Source organism: Rhizobium sp. 10N427, from assembly GCF_056394605.1.
In genome coordinates this window covers 327,072-345,049 of record NZ_JBFTID010000001.1, presented here as the reverse complement: position 1 = coordinate 345,049, position 17,978 = coordinate 327,072, and the positions used below count along the sequence as shown (strand labels likewise).

Sequence of the window (17,978 nt, the reverse complement as noted above, 5' to 3'; positions counted from 1 at the left end):
GTTATCCGCTTTTCCCTTTCGATCCTATAGACGATCGAACGGGCCGATTTTTTCACGCCAGTTGTGCGTCATGACACGGGTGCGTCAAGGGCGAGCGCAATTTTCATCATCGCACTTTTGACGTGGCGGTGCACGGTGGCAACCGAGACGTCGAGATGCCGGGCGACCTCTTCCAGCGTGTGGCCGCCAAACCGGTACATTTCCACCGCCGTCCGCGCATCGTCGGGCAGGCTCGCCAGCGCCTCGGAGGCGACGCGAACCTGGTCACAGAACATCAGCGCCTGTTCCGGATTTTCGGTCTCGACCGGGATCGTCCAGTGCAGCGGCTCGCCCTCCTGCTGTCTCGCCTCCACCTTGCGACGCTTGAGCACGTCGAAGGACAGGTTGCGAACGACGCGATAGAGATAGGCAACGGTCTGGCGGGGTGAGCCGATCGGCGACTGGCCGGGCGTGAAACGCAGATAAGCGTCCTGCACGATTGTATATCGAGCACCGGACGTTAAAAGCACTCATGTTTTATGGCCGAAGAATATACATCGGGCTGCGGTGCGATGTCTGGTCCACCGGTCAGGTGCTTCCGCGCATCTCAACATGCGGCTCGACGAGGATATGCCGGGCTTCCTGGCGCCCCTCGATCCTGCTCAGCAGCATCTCCGCTGCCGTCCGGCGCCGACACCGTCGTCCCTCTCGACGTGGCCGAACTACAGACGCAGTTCGCCTCTCCGGTTCCATCCAAGGAGCACCGGTTTTCCTGATCCTGGCTACGCGGACGCCCGGCAGATGCTGCGCAGCGAGCCGATGATCGCCTGGTCGAGCGGCGGATCGACAGGCAGGGTTTGCGATGACAGCTTGACGACGACGGTTTTCGTTTCCGGATGGATCCATATCCACTGGCCGTGGATTCCGATCGCTGCGAGTTCCCCGTGCCCGGTCTCGTACCAGTAGTTCCGGTAACTCCCTTGCGGAAACAGCTCCCGCTGATCGCCGCTCTCCCAGGCGGCGCGGCGCTTTCGCGACCAGAGGTCCGCCACGAATTCCGGTTCGACAAGACCGGCGCCGTGCGCCCTGATAACCTCGCCAACGAGGCCAAGATCGCGCGCCGTCGCCGAAATGCCGCCGGCGGCGCGTGCCGTACCGATGCGGTCAACCGTCACCATCGCGTCCGCACCGGCGCTCAGCGGTTTCCAGATGTGGTCACTCATCAAGGATGCGAAACGCGCGCCGGCCGCCCGCTCCAGAACAATGCCGGCAAGATCGGTGTTCGGCGAGCGGTAGGCGTGATGTTCGCCGTGCTCCTGCCCACCTTTCGCGATGCTGCAGATGAAGCTCCTGAGATCGGGAGCCGGGGCCTCGGGCCTGTCTGGATTCCAGCCGGTGGCGCGCCTGTAGCGCTCGAAGCCACCCGACGTGTCGAGATAGTCCTCGATGAAGGCAACGCTGATCTCCATATCGAACAGCTGCTGCACCGTCGCATCCGCATAAGCGGAGCCTGCGGTCTCGGGCACGTAGTCGATGATCGGCCTGTCGAGCGTAAGGAAACCCTTACCGGCCAGTATCCCGGCAAGCAGCCCGGTCAGCGATTTGGAGACGGAGAATATGATGTGCGGGCGTGCCGGATCGGAATGCGGTGCCGACCATTCGGCAACAATCTGCCCGTCGCGCATCACCAGCAGCTCGTCGGTCTGGCTCGCCGTCAGAAAGCTTTCGAGCGGCATCCGTGTCCCGTCGGAAGCGGCAACGTCGAGCTTTGCGAACGAGCCGAGGGGCTTGCGACCCTGTGGTGCCCTGCCGCCTCCGGCGGAAATGACGGCAGATGGGACGATCTCGCTGACATTCTGAAACGACCAGCGGCTATAGGGTGCGGTCCGCCAGTTGGAGAGCGAAACGTCGGCGCGGGAAAATTCCGTCATGGGCGTTGAGTTCCGTCGGCTGTTGCGAGTGTGCCGTAAAGGTCCGGGCGCCGATCGCGAAACAGACCCCAGGCGGCGCGGTTGGCGGCAAGGGCCGAGCGGTCGAAGCTGGCGATCAGCACCTGTTCCTGGTCTCGTGACGCGCTGGCAACGAGCTGGCCGTCGGGTCCCGAGATGAAGGAGGAGCCGTAGTAGGATTGAGATAGCCCGGCGATTGTTTCCGAACCGATGCGATTGGCTGCCGCAACCGGAACCATATTGGCGGCAGCGTGCCCGCGCATGACCATCCGCCAGTGCTCCATCGTGTCGAGGGCGGGATTGGCGGGTTCCGAGCCGATTGCCGTGGGGTAAAGGATGAGCTCGGCGCCCATCAAGGCCATGGCGCGGGCGGCCTCGGGAAACCATTGGTCCCAGCAGATGCCGACGCCGATGGTTCCGAAACGCGTGTGCCAGACCTTGAAGCCGGTATCGCCGGGGCGGAAGTAGAATTTCTCGCTATAGCCCGGACCATCCGGAATGTGCGATTTGCGATAGACACCGAGAATGCCGCCGCTATCGTCGATCATCGCCATGCTGTTGTAGAAGGCCTGGTTCTTCCGCTCGAAGAAGGAGACGGGCAAGACGATGCCGAGGTCGCGGGCGAGCGCGCGCATCGGCTCGATAACCGGGTGTTCTTCGACAGGATGGGCGCGGGCGAAGTGAACCGGATCCTGCGTCTGGCAGAAATACAGACCCTCGAACAGCTCCTGAACCAGCACGATATTCGCGCCGCCGGCGGCCGCCTCCCGGATCAGCCGTGAGGCCGTTGCGATATTCTCCGCAATATCATCCGAGCAGGCGAACTGGACGACGCCGAGCGTGATGGTCGATCCTGCCGTTATCATGATCAGGCGCCTTCGAAACCGGTGAGAACGCTGACGGCGTTTACGCCAATTTCAGCGACCGCATAGCCGCCCTCCATCACGAACAGGGTCGGCAGGCCGAGTGCGGCGATCTTCTCGCCGATCTTCGGAAAGTCTTCGGTCTTCAGTTTGAATTTGCTGATCGGGTCTTTCTCGAACGTATCGACGCCGAGAGAGACGACCACAACGTCAGGCGCGTAGGCGAGCAGCTTGGCGCAGGCGTCATCGAGCGATTGGCTCCAGCGGTCCCAGGCCGTTCCGAAACGCATGGGGTAATTGAGATTGAAACCCTCGCCATCGCCCGCGCCGCGCTCGTCGGCATGACCGAGAAAATAGGGATATTCCTGCATCGGGTCGGCGTGCAGATTGATGACCTGCACGTCGGCGCGCGCATAGAAGATTTCCTGCGTGCCGTTGCCATGGTGATAGTCGACATCGAGGATCGACACGCGTTTTGCGCCGCCGTCGCGCAGCGACTGTGCCGCAACAGCAGCGTTGTTGATGTAGCAATAGCCGCCCATGAAGCCCGCGCCCGCGTGGTGGCCGGGCGGACGGCAGAGCGCGAAGGCGGAGCGCGCGCCGCCTTGCACCATCGCGGCGGCGGTGAGCGCCGTATCATGCGAAGACTTGATCGCATCCCAGGATCCTTCGACGATACCGCAGCCGGCATCGAAGGAATAATAGCCGAGCAGGCCGTCGATGAATTCGGGTCTGACGTCGCCGCGCAACCCCCGGGTCGGCCAGGTGAATGGCAGAGCAGTGCCCGAGCGGCCCTCGGCGGTCCAGCGGTCCCAGATCGTCGGCAGGAAATCCAGGTAGTCCTGATGATGAATGCGGGCCGCCGTCGTGAGGTCATGTTCGGTTGGCTCGAGGATCTCGCCCAGCCCGACTGCCTTGATGCGCGCCGCGACATATTCGGCGCGCGATGTCAGCTCGAAGCCGGGCACGATGGCGCCTGCGACAAGTTCCAATTGCTCGGCATGCCCGCGATGGCGGGGCGAAAAAACGGTCTTCATGAAAAGCGTCCATCAACGGCAAGGTCAACAGCACCCCGCCGTTTCGGGCGGGGCGCGATGAGATGGGAGGGTCTACTTCTGGAGTTCGGTCCAGATCTTCGTGTAGAGCGCCTGAACCTCCGGCGGGCAGGTCATCGAGGGCACGCCGACCGAGGCGAATTCGGCCGGAATGTTGATTTCAGGCGCACCCTTCATGTCGGCAGGCATGTATTTGTCGGAACCGGCGATGCCGTTCGCATAGCGATGGAAGCCCGAGTTCATGCCGGCGTTTTCAGGATCCATCATGAAGTTCTGGAAGAGCTTTGCGTTCTCGACATTCTTGGCGTCTTTCAGCACCGAGAGATTGTCGCTCCAGTTGACAAAGCCTTCCTTCGGATAGCCGAACTTGATGGCCGGGTTCTTCAGGCGCTGGCGGAATGCGGAGCCGTTCCAGTCGCTGGAGGCGGCGAAGTCGCCTGAGCCCATCTTCTCGATCGTGCCGTATTCCATCGCCACCCAGTTGGGCTTCGCCTTCAGCAGCGTGTCGCGCACCTTCTTGAGGATCGTCAGGTCGCCGGTGCATTTCTTGCCGCCGTTGTAGAGGACGGCCGCGTCGATGACATCGGTCATTTCCGGGACGACGTTTACCTTCCCCTTCAGCTCGTCCGGCGTATCGAAGATGATGCCCCAGGTGTTGATGTCACCCTTGTAGACATCGGTGTTGACCACCGTGCCGACGATGCCCATCGCCCACGGCACGGTGTATTTGCGGCCGGGGTCGAAATCGGGATTGGCCCATTCCTTGGCGACGTTCTTGAAGTTCTCCATCTTGCCCGGATCGGTTTCAAGAAGCAGGCCTTCGGAGATCCAGATCGGGATGTAGTTCTGCGACGGCACGACCATGTCGAAACCGGAGCCGCCCTGGCGAACCTTGGCCAGCGCCGTATCGTTGGAATCGTAGTCGGTGATGGTCACCTTGACCTTGTACTTGTCCTCGAACTTCTTGATCATCTCGGGGCTGGTATAGTTGCCCCAGTTGTAGATGTTCAGCACGCCTTCCGCCCGGGCAAGGCCGGTGGACGCAAGAAGCGCTGCCGTCATGGCAATGGTCGCAGTCATCCGTTTCATGCTTATGTTCCCTCTCTTGTTGTTCAGGCACGATTTCGATTGACGATGAAGAACACGGTGACGACGCAGATCGACAGGCCGAGAAACAGCGTCGAAATCGCGTTCATTTCAGGGGTGATGGAACGGCGGATCTGTCCGAGCATGTAGGTCGGCAGCGTATCCTGGCCGGCCGATTTGACGAATTCGGTGATCACCACGTCATCGAGCGAAATGACGAAAGCCAGCATGAAACCGGCGAGGATACCCGGCCAGAGCAGCGGCAGCGTCACATATCTGAAGGCATTCCAGGGTGTCGCATAAAGATCCGCCGCGGCTTTCTCCAGCGTCAGATCCATATTCTCCAGCCTGGCGCGGATCGGCAGATAGGCGAAGGGAATACAGAAGGCGGTGTGGGCGGCGATCAGGTAGCCAAGCCCGGAATAGCCGGTCCAGATCTTGATGCGCGCAAAGAAAATGAGCAGCGCGACGGCCGTCACGATTTCCGGAATCATCAGCGGCTGGTTGATGAAGGCGTATTTCACCGTCAGGCCGCGATAGGGTTCGGTCCGGGTGGTCGCCAATGCCGCCATGGTTGCGGCGATCGTCGCGACGACTGCGGCAACGCTGGCGATCTGCAGGGAGCGTATCGAGGCATCGATGACCTGCTGGTTCTCGAAGGCTTTCGCAAACCAGCGAAGCGACAGGCCGTCGAAGGAGGCGAGCGATTCACCCGCGTTGAACGAATAGAAGACCAGCACCGCGATCGGCAGATAGAGCGCGGCGAAGCAAAGCAGCGCGATGGTCGTGAAGCCACGCTGGCGGCGGACGGAAAAGCTAGCCATGCCTCGTCTCCTGCGAGCCTGCATTGCGGACGTAAAACAGCAAGGCGACCATGACGATCAGCATCAGCGAGATCGACAGGGCGGAGCCGAGCGGCCAGTTCCGGCCCTGCCCGAATTGCAGTTCGATGAGATTGCCGAGCATCAGGTTCTTGCCGCCGCCGAGGATGCTCGGCGTCACATAGGCGCCGAGCGCCGGAATGAAGACGAGGATCGAGCCCGCGATGATGCCGGGCTTGACGAGAGGAATGATGATGCGGCGGAGAACCTTGAAAGGCGTCGCATAGAGATCGTAGCCGGCCTCGACCAGGCGGAAGTCCAGCTTTTCCATACTGGCATAGAGTGGCAAAACCATCAGCGGCAGGTAGACATAGACCATGCCGGTCAGGATGGCGCCATCCGTGAACAGCATCTGGATCGGCTTGGCGATCAGGTCGAATTTCAGCAGCAGGCCGTTGATCAGGCCGTCGTTGCGAATGATTTCGAGGATGGCGAAGGTGCGGATCAGAAGATTGGTCCAGAAGGGAATGGTGATCAGCAGCAGCCAGAGTTCACGTGTCGACTGCGGCCGTGTGGCAATGAAATAGGCCGTCGGAAAGCCGACGAGCAGCGTCAGGACCGTGGTGACGAGCGACAGCACGGTGGAGCGCAGAAAGATCGAGATATGCGCGTCGGCAAGCGACAGCGTGTCGTCGAAGATATCCTTCTGCAGCACCACATTGATCCAGCCATCGATGGACGGCGTCCAGACGACATCGCCGTAAGGACCGGGCGTCAGGAAGGAATAGACGACGACGATAAGAAGCGGGCCGGTGGCGGCGATCAGGATGATCAGCAGGGCTGGGAGCGAGAGAAGCCAGCGTTTCCGGATGTCCCGGCTCTTTTCCGCTTCGATCGTTCCAACCGCGTCTGCCATATCAGTTCCTCAAGATCCTGGCTGCGTTGGGCTCGATCGCAATGCCGACCCTGTCACCCTCGGCAAACCTGGCGCCCTGCAACGGTTTGTTCTGCTCGCGCAGGGTGAACACGGTCTCATGGTCTGCGAGCCGCACGTGGTAATGCGTATCGGTTCCGAAATAGACGACGTTCTCGAGCGTGCCCATCATCTGGCAGTCCGGGCGTTCGGCAGGCGCGCAGAGCACTGCATGCTCGGGCCTGAGCACCAGCGTCACATCGCCGTCCGCGTGGAAATCCTTGGGCATCGTTGCAGAGATGCGCCCGGCCGCAGGTGTCTCGACTTCGGCTATTCCAGCGGTGACTGAGCGGATACGCCCCTTCAGGAAATTGGTCTCGCCGATAAAGTCGGCGACGAAACGGTCGGCGGGTGCGTCGTAGATTTCGCGCGGGCCGCCGACCTGCAAGATCTTGCCCGCCGACATCACGGCGATGCGGTCAGACATGGTCAGGGCTTCTTCCTGGTCATGGGTGACGAAGATGAAGGTGATGCCGGTTTCCGATTGCAGGCGCTTGAGCTCGATCTGCATGTCCTTGCGCAGCTTGTAATCGAGTGCAGAAAGGGGCTCGTCGAGCAGGAGCACCTTCGGCTGCGGCGCCAATGCGCGTGCGAGCGCCACACGCTGTTGCTGGCCGCCGGATATCTGGCTCGTCCGCCGGGCTGCCAATGCCTCCATGCGCACCAGCTTCAGCATCGTCGAGACGCGGTCCTTGATCTCCTGCTTGGGTCTGCCGAGCATGGTCAGGCCAAAGCCGATATTCTCGGCGACAGTCATGTGCGGAAAGAGGGCGTAGCTCTGGAACACGGTGTTGATCGGCCGTTTGAAGGGCGGCATCGCGGCGATGTCTTCGCCGTTCAGCATGATCTCGCCGGAGGTTGGAAATTCGAAGCCGGCGATCAGCCGCAGCAGCGTCGTCTTTCCGCATCCCGACGGGCCGAGAAGCGTGAAGAATTCGTTTTGCCGGATGGAAACCGATGCGTTGTCGACTGCGGAAAAGGCGAACTCGCCAAACCCGAATACCTTGGAAACACTGCGAATTTCAATCGCGTTCAATTCCGCCATATGCGGCACACTCACCGTTGCAAAGCTGCTGTTCCCCGCCTTTTTAGGCTTTTGTTAAGGTGATCACACGGCCCGCGCGTTGACAACCGCTTTCTCTTTCCGAAGTGGAAAATATTTATCATACGGAAAAACTTATGTGTCCGCCGCAGATCGTTGTGATGGGCCTGACGCTGTCCAGATGCTCGGGATCGACGGTTTCGATATCGCGGTCGAGGATGACGACGTCGGCGACATAGCCGCTCTTCAGCATGCCTTTCCTGTCTTCCTTGAACTCGGCAAACGCACCCTCGACGCAATAGGCCGAAAGTGCCTCGATCAGCGAGAAGGACTGGTCGGGATCGCTTTCGCTCCAGCGTTTGCGGGTCACCGCCGCCTTCAGGCCGACAAGCGGATCGATTGGCGAGACCGGCCAATCCGAAGCGAAGCAGATGTGTGCGCCGGCATTCTTCAGCGTGCGCCAGGCATAGCTGACCGGCCAGCGATCGCGGCCGATGCGCGAGATCGTCGGTTCCAGCGGCAGACCTGCACAACCCGGCGGGTGCGGTGGCTGCATCGACGCGATGACGCCGAGTTCGGCAAAGCGGGCGATATCGTCGGGGTGGACCACTTCGATATGTTCGATGCGGTGGCGGCTGTCGCGGGCGCCATTCTCCCGCCGCGCCGCTTCGTATCCGTCGAGCACGGCGCGCACGGCGCCGTCGCCGATTGCATGCACCGCGATCTGCAGCCCGCGCCGGTCTGCCTCGACCGCGACAGCGCGAAAGCTCTCGGGCGTGAATAGGCCTTCGCCGCGATCGCCCGGCTTGTCGGCATAGGGCTCGACCATAACAGCCGTGCCGCTCTCTATCACGCCGTCATAGAAGAGCTTGACGATGCCCGACGACAGCCAGTCGCTGTTGAACCGGGCGGCAAGGCTGGAGGCCTTTTCCAGCATCTCGAGCTGCATGAAGTTCTTGAAATGGAAGGGGATCTGCACGCGGCAGGGCAGGTGGCCATCTTCCTGTTCGATGGCTTGAAGCAATTGCAGCTGGTAGAGATTCCCATCCATGTTCTGGACGGTGGTGATGCCATGGCGGGCGCAATAGGCGAGGCCGCGGCGCATGACGGCGATATCCTGCGCCCACTGCGCTGCATCGGGATAGGGATCGGGTTCGCCGCCGGTCGAAAGGCCGAGACGATAGCGATCGAAGCCCCCGGCAGCCTGCAACGGGCTAAAGGCTTCCATTTCCCTGAGCTCGCCGGTCGCCAGCCCGTCTGCGCCCATCACCACCTCGTTGCCGGGGCCAAGGTTCGCGCCGTGCAGGATGCCGACCAGCTCGAGCGCGCTGGTGTTGGCCCATGCGGTGTGATGATCCGGGGCGAAGACGACAAGGGGCTGATCGGGCAGGATCTCATCGAGATGCCGGCGGGTCAGCCCCTCGCCATGGCCGAGGATCTCATAGTCGGTGCCCTGTCCGAACAGCACTTTCTGCGTCTTGCGGCTGGCAGCATAGGTGCGAACCGTCTCGGTCAGGGCGGCAAGGCCCTTCACGCCGGTCAGCTGCAGATGGTCCAGTTCCGCAGCCCCCGAAAAGAGATGCATGTGATTTTCGGAAAAGCCCGGCAGGACGGAGCCGTTCTGCGCGTCGATCACGCGGGTGTGCGGGCCGCGCAGGCGCTGGATGTCAGCGTTCGATCCGGCGGCGATGATCTTGCCACCAGAGAGAGCCACGGCCTCGGCCCGCGGAGCGTCCGGGTCCAAAGTCAGAACCCGTCCGTTGCTGATGATGATGTCGGCCGTCTCTGTCATCTGATGCTCACCGGTTGCGCTTCGATACGCGCAACGTAAGCCGGTATGGGCAGCAAATTCAATCGGTAAGACGCGATCCGATCGCGTCACGGATGACGTCAGGGATTGAGCCCGGCGCAGCGCGCGGTGTTTAGCACATGGTTTTCCATTTCCTGCCGGGCGCGGGCTGCATCGTTGTCGCGAAGGGCGGCGATGATGCGGCGGTGTTCCGAAATCGAGGCTTTCATGCGGGCCGGTTCGGTGATCGGGATCGGCTGGCGCTGGGTCTCGGTCAGCTGTTCGCGCACGACCTGATAGAGCGCCCGCATCATCGTGTTGCTGCAGGCCGATGCGATGATGCCGTGGAATTCGAGATCGGCCTCGACATTGGCCAGAAGATCCTGCTTTGCCCAGCAATCCTCCATCTGCTTGGTCGCGGCTTCCATCGCCTGAAGCTGGTTCCCCGTCAGCCGGCCGGCGGCCAGACCGGCAATGTTGCCCTCCAGCATGATGCGTGTCTGGAAGACGTCGAACACCGAGTAGCTGTCGGAGTAGCGCCATGGCGCCATGCCGGTATTTGCGGCGCTGCCGCGCTCGGCGACGAAGGTGCCACGCCCGGCCTCGGTCTTGATGAGGCCCAGCGTCTCCAGGGTCAGCAGTGCCTCACGCAAGGAGGCGCGGCTGATGCCGAGTTTCGTCGAAAAGTCGCGTTGAGACGGAATTTTCTGGCCGGCGGCAAGTTCGCCGCTCTGGATCATGTCCTGTATCAGGCGCGCTGCGGATTGCGGTACCAAGGTCCTGTTCAGCATTCTTTCCATTCTCTTGGCGCGCCGGTTCGGCGCTTACATTGCCCGTAACATTTAAATCCATCAGTCGCTTGCAAATGACAAGAGACCATGCTTGATTTGGCCTGACTGGTCAGACCGGTTAGACCAATAGCAAAAATGCGCACCATAAAACAAGGGGAACCTAAATGCGTCGTTTTTCAATTCTGAAAACAGCCTTGCTCTCGGGCGTTCTGGCATTCGCCGGAGTGGCCGCCCATGCAGCCGATCTCGCCGTCGGCGCCAATATCGGCAACGTCCCGTGGGAGTTCCAGGACGAGACCGGCAAGACAGTCGGTTTCGAGGTTGATCTCGTCACCGAGGTTGCCAAGCGCCTCAACAAGTCAGTCGAATTCGTCAACATCCCGTTCAACGGTCTGTTTTCGGCCGTACAGTCCGGCCGTATCAACATGGCCGTCTCGTCGATCACCATCACTGAAAAGCGCCTGGAATCCGTCAGCTTCGCCCAGCCCTATTATGATAGCGACCAGTCGCTGACCGTGATGGCCGCAAGTGGCATCAAGGACCTGAAGGGCATGAGCGGCAAGATCGTCGGCGTCGATACCGGCTCGACCGGCGACATGTGGGCCACCAACAACACGGCCAAATACGGTCTCGGCGAAATCCGCCGCTTCGAGGGCCTGCAGCCTGCCATGCTCGATCTGGCCGCCGGCCGCATCGACGGCTATATCAGCGATATCCCGGCGCTGCAGTATTACGTCAAGGACAAGCCGGAGATCAAAGTCGTCGAGCGCATTCCGACCGGCGAAAAATACTCGATCATGTTCAACAAGGGCGATCCGCTTGCCAAGCAGGTCAACGACGTGATCACCACGCTGAAGGGCGAAGGCTTCATCGCCAAGCTGCATGAGACCTGGTTCGGCGCCAAGGCCGAGGACACGACCTCGACCGTCAAGGTCGCCGACATGCCTGCCGCAAAATAAGACCGGATGGTCCAGGTTACGGATGGCGGGTTCGCCCGTCATCCGCCCCGTAACGACTGACCGGTGCCTCAATGGATATATTCACGACCTTCTTCAATCTGGCGGTGCTGGAGCGATCGTTTCCGCTTCTGCTGTCAGGCCTCTGGATCACGCTTGAACTCGGCGTCGTCAGCATCGTCGGCGGCCTGATCGGCGGCCTCGTCCTTGCGCTGCTGCGGCTCTACGGCCATCCGGTGGTGCAGGCGATTGCCAAGATCTATATCGACATCTTCCGTTCGATCCCGCTGCTCGTTCTCTTGATCGTCATCTACTATGCCCTGCCATTCGTCGGCATCCGGCTTTCGCCGTTCCTTTCCGCGGTCAGCGCGCTGACGCTGGTCTCGACCGCCTATACGGCCGAGATCTTTCGTGCCGGGATCGAGGCCATCCCGCGCGGGCAGTTCGAGGCTTCGGAAGCACTTGGCCTCTCCTATCGGCACATGATGGCGGAGATCATCCTGCCGCAGGCGATCAAGATCGTCATTCCGCCGCTCACCAACAATTGCATCAACGTCATGAAGGATACGGCGCTCGCATCCGTCGTGGCGATGCCCGATCTTCTCAAGCAGGCGACCCAGGCCCAGGCGCTGACCGCCAACCCGTCGCCGCTGATCGGCGCTGCCATCATCTACGTCGCCTTCCTGTGGCCGATGGTCGTCATCGTTGCCCGTCTCGAAAAACGCTTCAGTGCGGGGAGGCGCAGATGAAAACCATCGTCAGCATCCAGAATCTCAACAAGTCCTATGGCGACTTCCAGGTGCTGCACGGCATCGACCTGGCGATTGCCGAAGGGGAAGTGGTCTGCGTCATCGGCCCGTCCGGTTCCGGCAAATCCACGCTGATCCGCTGCATCAATCACCTCGAGAGCTTCCCCAGCGAAAGCCGTATCGAAGTGGATGGCATCAAGGTCGAGCGCGGCAGGAACCTGGCGCAGGTGCGGGCCGAAGTCGGCATGGTCTTCCAGTCGTTCAATCTGTTTCCGCATCTGAGCGTGCTGAAGAACATCATGATCGCGCCAATGCGGGTGCGCGGCACGCCGCAGGGCGAAGCCGCACGAAAGGCGAAAGAGCTTCTGGCCCGCGTCGGTATCACCGAACAGGCCGAAAAATATCCCGAGCAGCTGTCCGGCGGCCAGCAGCAGCGCGTGGCGATCGCCCGGGCACTGGCCATGGAACCGCGCGTGCTGCTCTTCGACGAACCGACATCGGCGCTCGACCCGGAAATGGTCGGCGAAGTTCTGGATGTCATGCGCAAGCTCGCCGGCACCGGCGTGACGATGATCGTCGTCACCCATGAGATGGGCTTTGCCCGCCAGGTCGCCGACCGCGTCATCTTCATGGACAGCGGCCGCATCGTAGAAGCCGGAACGCCAGCCGAGATTTTCGACAACCCGCAGGAAGAACGTACCAGGAGCTTCCTGCGCGCCGTTCTCAATCACTGACAAGAAAGACAAGGTTCCGGAGGACCCCATGGAAACGCAACGCCAACTCGACATCGATTTCGTCCGGAGCCAATTCCCGGGACTGGATCACGGCTGGGTGTTTTTCGACAATGCCGGCGGCTCGCAGATCCTGACGCGCACGGTCGATCGGATCACCACGTTCCTTTATGATAAGAACGTGCAGATCGGCGGCAGCTATGATGTCTCGCAACAGGCGGCCAAGGCGCTGATGGACAGCCGTATTGCGGCGACGCATCTCGTCAATGCGGCGCGGCCGGAAGAGATCATTTTCGGCAGCTCGACCACCGTTTTGCTGCAAAACCTCGCCCGCGCCATGCGCAGCCAGCTATCGGCGGGCGACGAGATCATCGTGACGATCTCGGATCACGAATCGAATATCGGACCCTGGGACGGTCTGCGCGACATGGGCATCGTCATCAAGTTCTGGCCGCTGGATACGACGACCTATGAACTCGATATCGCCGAGCTAAAGCCGCTTCTGACGGAGAAGACCAAGCTCGTCTGCGTCACCCATGTGTCGAATATTCTGGGCGCCATCAATCCGATCGCCGAGATCGCAGCCGTTGCGCATGCGCATGGCGCGCGCATTTGTGTCGATGCCGTCGCCTATGCGCCGCACCGTGCCGTCGATGTTCAGGCCATGGATGTCGATTACTACGTCTTCAGCTTCTACAAGACTTACGGCCCGCATTACGCGATGATGTACGGGAAATACGATCACCTTCTGGAGCTCGATCCGCTTTACCATTTCTTCTATGGCCGCGATAAGGTTCCGGGAAAGCTGGAACCCGGCAATCCGAACTATGAACTTGCCTATTCGGTGACCGGGATCGTCGATTACCTCTGCGAACTCGGCACCAGGTCGGGCGGATCAGGTTCGCCGCGCGAGCTGATCCTTGCGGCCTTCGAGGCGATCACCATCCAGGAAAATGCCCTGACCGAGCGCCTGCTTTCCTATCTGCGCAGCCGCAACGATTGCCGCATCATCGGCGAGACCGCGAACCGCAACGGCCGCCGTATTCCGACGATCAGCTTCGTCTTCGAGGGGCAGAATTCAGAGGATATCTGCAAGGCGATGGACGCTTACAAGATCGCCATCCGTTTCGGCGATTTCCATGCGCGCCGGCTGGGTGATCATGTCGGCCTGCCGCAATATAACGGCGCCGTCCGCGTCTCGATGGTCCATTACAACACGATCGAGGAAGTCGATCGCCTGACCGCTGCGCTCGACCAGATACTCGGCAGCAACGGTGCGCTTCAAAACAGGGGTGCCGCCTAGATGCAGTTCGACACGATCATCAAGAACGGCACGGTCGTCACGGCCAGCGACACGTTTCGAAGCGATGTCGGTATCCGCAATGGCAAGATTGCGGCGCTCGCTGACGATCTTGGTGATGCTGGCGAGATCATCGATGCCACCGGCCTCTATGTCATGCCCGGCGGTATCGACAGCCATGTCCATCTCGCCCAGCCGTCCGGCGACAGTATCGTCATGGCCGACGATTTCGCCAGCGGCACGCTGTCTGCAGCCTTTGGCGGCAACACGACCGTGCTGACCTTCTGCATGCAGGAGAAGGGAACGACGCTGCGCGAATCCCTGAAGGACTACCATGCAAAGGCCGACGGCGAGTGCTATGTCGACGTGTCCTTCCATCTGGTGGTCACCGACCCGACTTCCTACGTGCTCGGCCAGGAGCTGCCGGCACTGGTAGAGGACGGCTACACCTCCATCAAGGTCTTCATGACCTACGAGAACCTGCGTCTTCGCGACGACCAGATTCTCGATACGCTGGACAGTGCCCGGCGTTCGGGCGCGATCGTCATGGTTCACTGCGAGAATGAAGACGCGATCCGCTATCTGATCGGCAGGCACGAGGAGAAAGGCGAGCTTGCACCGAAATTCCATGCGCTGAGCAGGCCGGTCGCGGCCGAGCGGGAAGCGACGCATCGGGCGCTATCGCTTGCCGAAATCACCGATACGCCTGTGGTCATCGTCCACGTTTCGAACCGTCAGGCGATGGAAGAGATCGAGCGCGCCCGCAAGCGCGGCAGCAAGGTGGCGGGCGAAACCTGCCCGCAATACCTGCTGCTGACAGCCGACGATCTCGATGCCGCCGAACTTGAGGGCGCGAAATTCGTCTGCTCGCCGCCGCCAAGGGATAAGGAGAGCCAGATTGCCTGTTGGGAAGGCTTGCAGAACGGCACGTTCGAGCTGTTCTCGTCCGACCACTGCCCATTCCGCTATGATGACGACAGCGGCAAGCTGAACGAGAGGGGAAAGCGGAATTTCCGCTGGATCCCGAACGGGATACCCGGCGTCGAGACGCGGCTTCCGATCCTGTTTTCCGAAGGTGTCAGCAAGAAAAGGATCGACATCAACCGCTTCGTCGCGCTGTCATCGACCAATCATGCCAAGCAGTATGGGCTCTATCCGCAGAAGGGGACGATCGCCATCGGTTCGGACGCCGATATCGCGCTCTGGGATCCGCAGAAGACGATGACGATCACCAACGACATCCTGCATCACGGCGCCGACTACACGCCCTATGAGGGGCTTGATGTCACCGGCTGGCCGGTGCGCGTTCTGCTGCGCGGAAAGACCATCGTCGATGGCGCTGCAACAACGGGTAAAATGGGCCAGGGCAATTATCTCAGGCGCAAATCGCTGGTCTGACCAGCGCTGTCCTAGATATAGCCCGCGTGATCGCCGAAGGGCACATCCTCATCCAGATTGCCGGTGCCTATGCGCTCGCTCTCGCCGGAAAGACGTTCCTCATCGGACTCATCACCTGTGGCGCTTTGCTCTGTCGCGTGAAGATCCAGGTGGCGGCTGGCGTTGCCGCCATCCTCTTCCGTCTCTTCGGCGGGCGAGGGCCGGTGGCCGCCGGATCCATGGCGGCGATGCAGCGCCTCGTCGATTGCCGCCTGGCGATCGGCGGCCCAGGCGACATCGGGCTCCGCGACGGAAGTACTGTGCTGGATCTGTGTTGCCGCGGTCGCTGCCGTCGCTGAAACCCTGGAAATCTTGTCGACCACGTTTCCGCTCCCTGCTGCTGATGAATATGTAGGAAAGCGCGGCCCACAAAGCCATAGTCCGCGAAGCATCGGCGCCTGCGTCTTGAGATATTCATCGATCGCGGCTATTCGCTCGATCGCGATCTCCCCGTCTAGAAAGACCTTGAAGTGAAAATTGAATTTCTGGTGACCCATTCCGGCGGCTTCCATGCCGATGAGCTGCTGTCGAGCGTGGTGCTAACGCAGCTATTTCCCGCTGCCAAGCTGATCCGGACGCGAGATGCCGAATGGATAGCGCCGGCTGCGGGCCGCATCATCTATGACGTCGGTGGACGCTACGAACCCGAAAACACCATCTTCGACCATCACCAGCGCGGCGCGCCGGTGCGTGAAGACGGTCGGCCCTACAGCTCCTTCGGACTGATCTGGAAGCACTACGGCGCCGATTATCTGGCGGCGGCCGGTGTGCCGGAGGCGCATGTCGCGCGGGTGCATGCGGCCTTCGACAAGAAGTTCGTGCTGCCTGTGGATCTGGTCGATAACGGCGCGCTCGACCCGTCCGTTGCCGGAGAGTTGGCCGGGCTGACGCTTCCGGCACTGCTGGAAACGCTGAAGCCGCCGTTCGACGCGAAGGGTGCCGATGCCACCGATCAGGCGTTCCATTCGGCGCTGGCGATCGCCCGCCGCTTCGTCGAGGCGGGCATCGCCGTGCAGGATGCCAAGCTGCGGGCCGAGGCCATGGTTCTCGACGCGATCGTTGCGGCCGGTGATAACAAGGTGCTGGAGCTGCCGATGGGCATGCCGTTCCGGCCGGCGATCGTGAAGGCGAAGGCCGAGCATCTGCTGTTCGTCGTCCATCCGCGCGACAATGACTGGTGCGTTACGGGCATTCGCCGAGGCGATGAAGGATTTGAACTGCGGGCCGATCTGCCGCTGGAATGGGCGGGCCTGAGCGGCGGCGATCTGGAACGCGCCTCCGGTGTGGCGGGCGCAAGCTTCTGCCACAAAGGCCGTTTCATCGCCGCTGCAGCAACCCGCGAAGCGGCGCTGGAACTGGCGCGGATCGCTGTTGCAGCGGTTGCAGCGGAGTAACATTCAAGCCGTGGCCAAAAAAATGGGCCATCAACCGATGGCCCAAATTTGGAGAGTTCAAAAAACCTCCAGAGGGGAACCGCCGACGAAAGACCGGGAGGACTGGCCTTCATGTTCATCGGCAACACCATAATCGCCCGATCGCGCAATTATTGAAAATGCTTTCAGCCCAATCGAGCGGTCAGACGAGGTATATTCTCTTGCTGAATGCGGTGATCGTGGAACGGTGTGCTATGGAGGTCTAACCCTCCTCTCTGACGTCACGGAGCTGCTTTGAAAATCGATCGTTGGGCCGCATTGCTCTGGGCCGCATTGGTTTCTGCCGCGGGAAGTGCCGCGGCGCAGCCTGCGCCTGCACAAGTTTGCGAGCGGAAGGTCTTTGAAAATTCAGGCTATATCGTCTGCTCTGTCACGCCGGGAAAAGATGACCTCAGGCTATTCTGGAGGGGCGCCGACGGGCAGCCGTTTCGAACATTCTCGAATCTGGCGGATGCGCTGAAGGAGGACGGGCAGGTCCTTGTCTTCGCGATGAATGCCGGCATGTACCGAGACGATTTCACGCCGATGGTCTTTATATCGAGCACGGCGCGGAACTCCGTCCTGCCGACACCACCGAGATCAAGGGCTCTCCGGGCAAGGTGCCGAATTTCTACAAGAAGCCCAACGGTGTCTTCCTGCTTGGCGATAACGGTGCAGAGATCCTGACGACCGACGAATTTCTGAAACGCCGCCTCAAGGCGGCATTCGCGACGCAATCCGGACCGATGCTGGTCATCGAAGGCAAGCTGCATCCTGCATTGATTCCCGGATCGACGGACCGGACGCGGCGGAGCGGGGTGGGGGTCTGCGGCAGCGGGATCGTTCGCTTCGCCATCAGCGATGGCGACGTCAATTTCCACGATTTCGCCCGTCTGTTTCGCGACGAGTTGGGGTGCCCGAATGCGTTATTCCTGGATGGCGGTCATGGCACCGGCATCTATCAGCCGGCGCTCGGGATGAACGACTTCTCGTGGCATGGCGGGTTTGGCCCGATCGTGGGCCTCGTGCAGAGCGGCGGATGACG

Annotated in this window: 17 protein-coding genes and 1 pseudogene; 7 read left to right on the top strand and 11 right to left on the bottom strand. The window is 61.1% G+C overall.

From position 1 onward, the window contains the following. Positions 1-68: 68 nt before the first annotated feature. The 10 genes from AC1DIJ_RS01505 to AC1DIJ_RS01460 all read right to left on the bottom strand — a co-directional run bounded on the left by AC1DIJ_RS01505 (position 69) and on the right by AC1DIJ_RS01460 (position 10,348). Complete coding sequence (locus AC1DIJ_RS01505) at positions 69-476, bottom strand: RNA polymerase sigma factor (protein WP_477831162.1); 408 nt, start codon at positions 474-476, stop codon at positions 69-71. Between the two features lie 285 nt (positions 477-761). After that, positions 762-1,910, bottom strand: a complete 1,149-nt coding sequence (locus AC1DIJ_RS01500) for a serine hydrolase domain-containing protein (RefSeq protein WP_112388572.1) — start codon at positions 1,908-1,910, stop codon at positions 762-764. After that, positions 1,907-2,794 carry an N-carbamoylputrescine amidase gene (gene aguB / locus AC1DIJ_RS01495; RefSeq protein ID WP_112388571.1) on the bottom strand — a complete coding sequence of 296 codons (888 nt, stop codon included), beginning with the start codon at positions 2,792-2,794 and terminating at the stop codon, positions 1,907-1,909. Before aguB ends, AC1DIJ_RS01500 begins: the two co-directional genes overlap by 4 nt. A gap of 2 nt (positions 2,795-2,796) precedes the next feature. Then, on the bottom strand, positions 2,797-3,828 hold the full coding sequence (locus AC1DIJ_RS01490) for a histone deacetylase family protein (RefSeq protein ID WP_112388570.1): 1,032 nt from the start codon (positions 3,826-3,828) through the stop codon (positions 2,797-2,799). A gap of 72 nt (positions 3,829-3,900) precedes the next feature. Further along, on the bottom strand, positions 3,901-4,935 hold the full coding sequence (locus AC1DIJ_RS01485) for an ABC transporter substrate-binding protein (protein WP_112388569.1): 1,035 nt from the start codon (positions 4,933-4,935) through the stop codon (positions 3,901-3,903). Positions 4,936-4,958: 23 nt separating this feature from the next. Beyond that, positions 4,959-5,756 carry an ABC transporter permease gene (locus AC1DIJ_RS01480; protein WP_112388568.1) on the bottom strand — a complete coding sequence of 266 codons (798 nt, stop codon included), beginning with the start codon at positions 5,754-5,756 and terminating at the stop codon, positions 4,959-4,961. Continuing rightward, on the bottom strand, positions 5,749-6,669 hold the full coding sequence (locus AC1DIJ_RS01475) for an ABC transporter permease (RefSeq protein ID WP_112388567.1): 921 nt from the start codon (positions 6,667-6,669) through the stop codon (positions 5,749-5,751). The genes AC1DIJ_RS01480 and AC1DIJ_RS01475 overlap by 8 nt, the downstream gene beginning before the upstream one ends. A 1-nt stretch (position 6,670) precedes the next feature. Next, entirely contained in the window at positions 6,671-7,780 is a 1,110-nt protein-coding gene (locus tag AC1DIJ_RS01470) for an ABC transporter ATP-binding protein (protein ID WP_405049566.1), read from the bottom strand. Positions 7,781-7,889: 109 nt separating this feature from the next. After that, complete coding sequence (locus AC1DIJ_RS01465) at positions 7,890-9,560, bottom strand: amidohydrolase (RefSeq protein WP_112388565.1); 1,671 nt, start codon at positions 9,558-9,560, stop codon at positions 7,890-7,892. Positions 9,561-9,658: 98 nt separating this feature from the next. Beyond that, positions 9,659-10,348: a FadR/GntR family transcriptional regulator gene (locus AC1DIJ_RS01460; RefSeq protein WP_112388564.1), complete on the bottom strand. Its 690-nt coding sequence runs from the start codon at positions 10,346-10,348 to the stop codon at positions 9,659-9,661. 164 nt (positions 10,349-10,512) lie between these two features. Between AC1DIJ_RS01460 and AC1DIJ_RS01455 the strand changes: the two genes are divergently transcribed. The 5 genes from AC1DIJ_RS01455 (at position 10,513) to hydA (ending at position 15,482) form a co-directional block, all read left to right on the top strand. Beyond that, positions 10,513-11,307 (top strand): transporter substrate-binding domain-containing protein, encoded by a 795-nt coding sequence (locus AC1DIJ_RS01455; protein WP_112388563.1) that lies wholly within the window; start codon positions 10,513-10,515, stop codon positions 11,305-11,307. A gap of 71 nt (positions 11,308-11,378) precedes the next feature. Then, positions 11,379-12,053 carry an amino acid ABC transporter permease gene (locus AC1DIJ_RS01450; protein WP_112388562.1) on the top strand — a complete coding sequence of 225 codons (675 nt, stop codon included), beginning with the start codon at positions 11,379-11,381 and terminating at the stop codon, positions 12,051-12,053. Further along, a complete protein-coding gene (locus AC1DIJ_RS01445; protein WP_112388561.1) occupies positions 12,050-12,787 on the top strand; it encodes an amino acid ABC transporter ATP-binding protein in 738 nt (245 codons plus the stop codon). Before AC1DIJ_RS01450 ends, AC1DIJ_RS01445 begins: the two co-directional genes overlap by 4 nt. 28 nt (positions 12,788-12,815) lie before the next feature. Beyond that, complete coding sequence (locus tag AC1DIJ_RS01440; protein WP_112388560.1) at positions 12,816-14,087, top strand: cysteine desulfurase-like protein; 1,272 nt, start codon at positions 12,816-12,818, stop codon at positions 14,085-14,087. Next, entirely contained in the window at positions 14,088-15,482 is a 1,395-nt protein-coding gene (gene hydA / locus AC1DIJ_RS01435) for a dihydropyrimidinase (protein ID WP_112388559.1), read from the top strand. A gap of 11 nt (positions 15,483-15,493) precedes the next feature. Here hydA and AC1DIJ_RS01430 read toward each other — a convergent pair whose 3' ends face one another. Beyond that, positions 15,494-15,844: a hypothetical protein gene (locus AC1DIJ_RS01430; protein WP_112388558.1), complete on the bottom strand. Its 351-nt coding sequence runs from the start codon at positions 15,842-15,844 to the stop codon at positions 15,494-15,496. A gap of 147 nt (positions 15,845-15,991) precedes the next feature. Between AC1DIJ_RS01430 and AC1DIJ_RS01425 the strand changes: the two genes are divergently transcribed. Together AC1DIJ_RS01425 and AC1DIJ_RS01420 are read left to right on the top strand one after the other, a co-directional pair. After that, entirely contained in the window at positions 15,992-16,915 is a 924-nt protein-coding gene (locus tag AC1DIJ_RS01425) for an MYG1 family protein (protein WP_112388557.1), read from the top strand. Between the two features lie 279 nt (positions 16,916-17,194). Next, positions 17,195-17,976 (top strand): annotated as a pseudogene (locus AC1DIJ_RS01420) (phosphodiester glycosidase family protein). Positions 17,977-17,978: the final 2 nt, after the last annotated feature.

Excerpts from the sequence above, each read along its gene's own strand:
- AC1DIJ_RS01500 (WP_112388572.1), bottom strand. The coding sequence starts at position 1,910 with ATGACGGAATTTTCCCGCGCCGACGTTTCGCTCTCCAACTGGCGGACC.
- aguB (WP_112388571.1), bottom strand. The coding sequence starts at position 2,794 with ATGATAACGGCAGGATCGACCATCACGCTCGGCGTCGTCCAGTTCGCC.
- AC1DIJ_RS01490 (WP_112388570.1), bottom strand. The coding sequence starts at position 3,828 with ATGAAGACCGTTTTTTCGCCCCGCCATCGCGGGCATGCCGAGCAATTG.
- AC1DIJ_RS01485 (WP_112388569.1), bottom strand. The coding sequence starts at position 4,935 with ATGAAACGGATGACTGCGACCATTGCCATGACGGCAGCGCTTCTTGCG.
- AC1DIJ_RS01480 (WP_112388568.1), bottom strand. The coding sequence starts at position 5,756 with ATGGCTAGCTTTTCCGTCCGCCGCCAGCGTGGCTTCACGACCATCGCG.
- AC1DIJ_RS01475 (WP_112388567.1), bottom strand. The coding sequence starts at position 6,669 with ATGGCAGACGCGGTTGGAACGATCGAAGCGGAAAAGAGCCGGGACATC.
- AC1DIJ_RS01465 (WP_112388565.1), bottom strand. The coding sequence starts at position 9,560 with ATGACAGAGACGGCCGACATCATCATCAGCAACGGACGGGTTCTGACT.
- AC1DIJ_RS01460 (WP_112388564.1), bottom strand. The coding sequence starts at position 10,348 with ATGCTGAACAGGACCTTGGTACCGCAATCCGCAGCGCGCCTGATACAG.
- AC1DIJ_RS01455 (WP_112388563.1), top strand. The coding sequence starts at position 10,513 with ATGCGTCGTTTTTCAATTCTGAAAACAGCCTTGCTCTCGGGCGTTCTG.
- AC1DIJ_RS01450 (WP_112388562.1), top strand. The coding sequence starts at position 11,379 with ATGGATATATTCACGACCTTCTTCAATCTGGCGGTGCTGGAGCGATCG.
- AC1DIJ_RS01445 (WP_112388561.1), top strand. The coding sequence starts at position 12,050 with ATGAAAACCATCGTCAGCATCCAGAATCTCAACAAGTCCTATGGCGAC.
- AC1DIJ_RS01440 (WP_112388560.1), top strand. The coding sequence starts at position 12,816 with ATGGAAACGCAACGCCAACTCGACATCGATTTCGTCCGGAGCCAATTC.
- hydA (WP_112388559.1), top strand. The coding sequence starts at position 14,088 with ATGCAGTTCGACACGATCATCAAGAACGGCACGGTCGTCACGGCCAGC.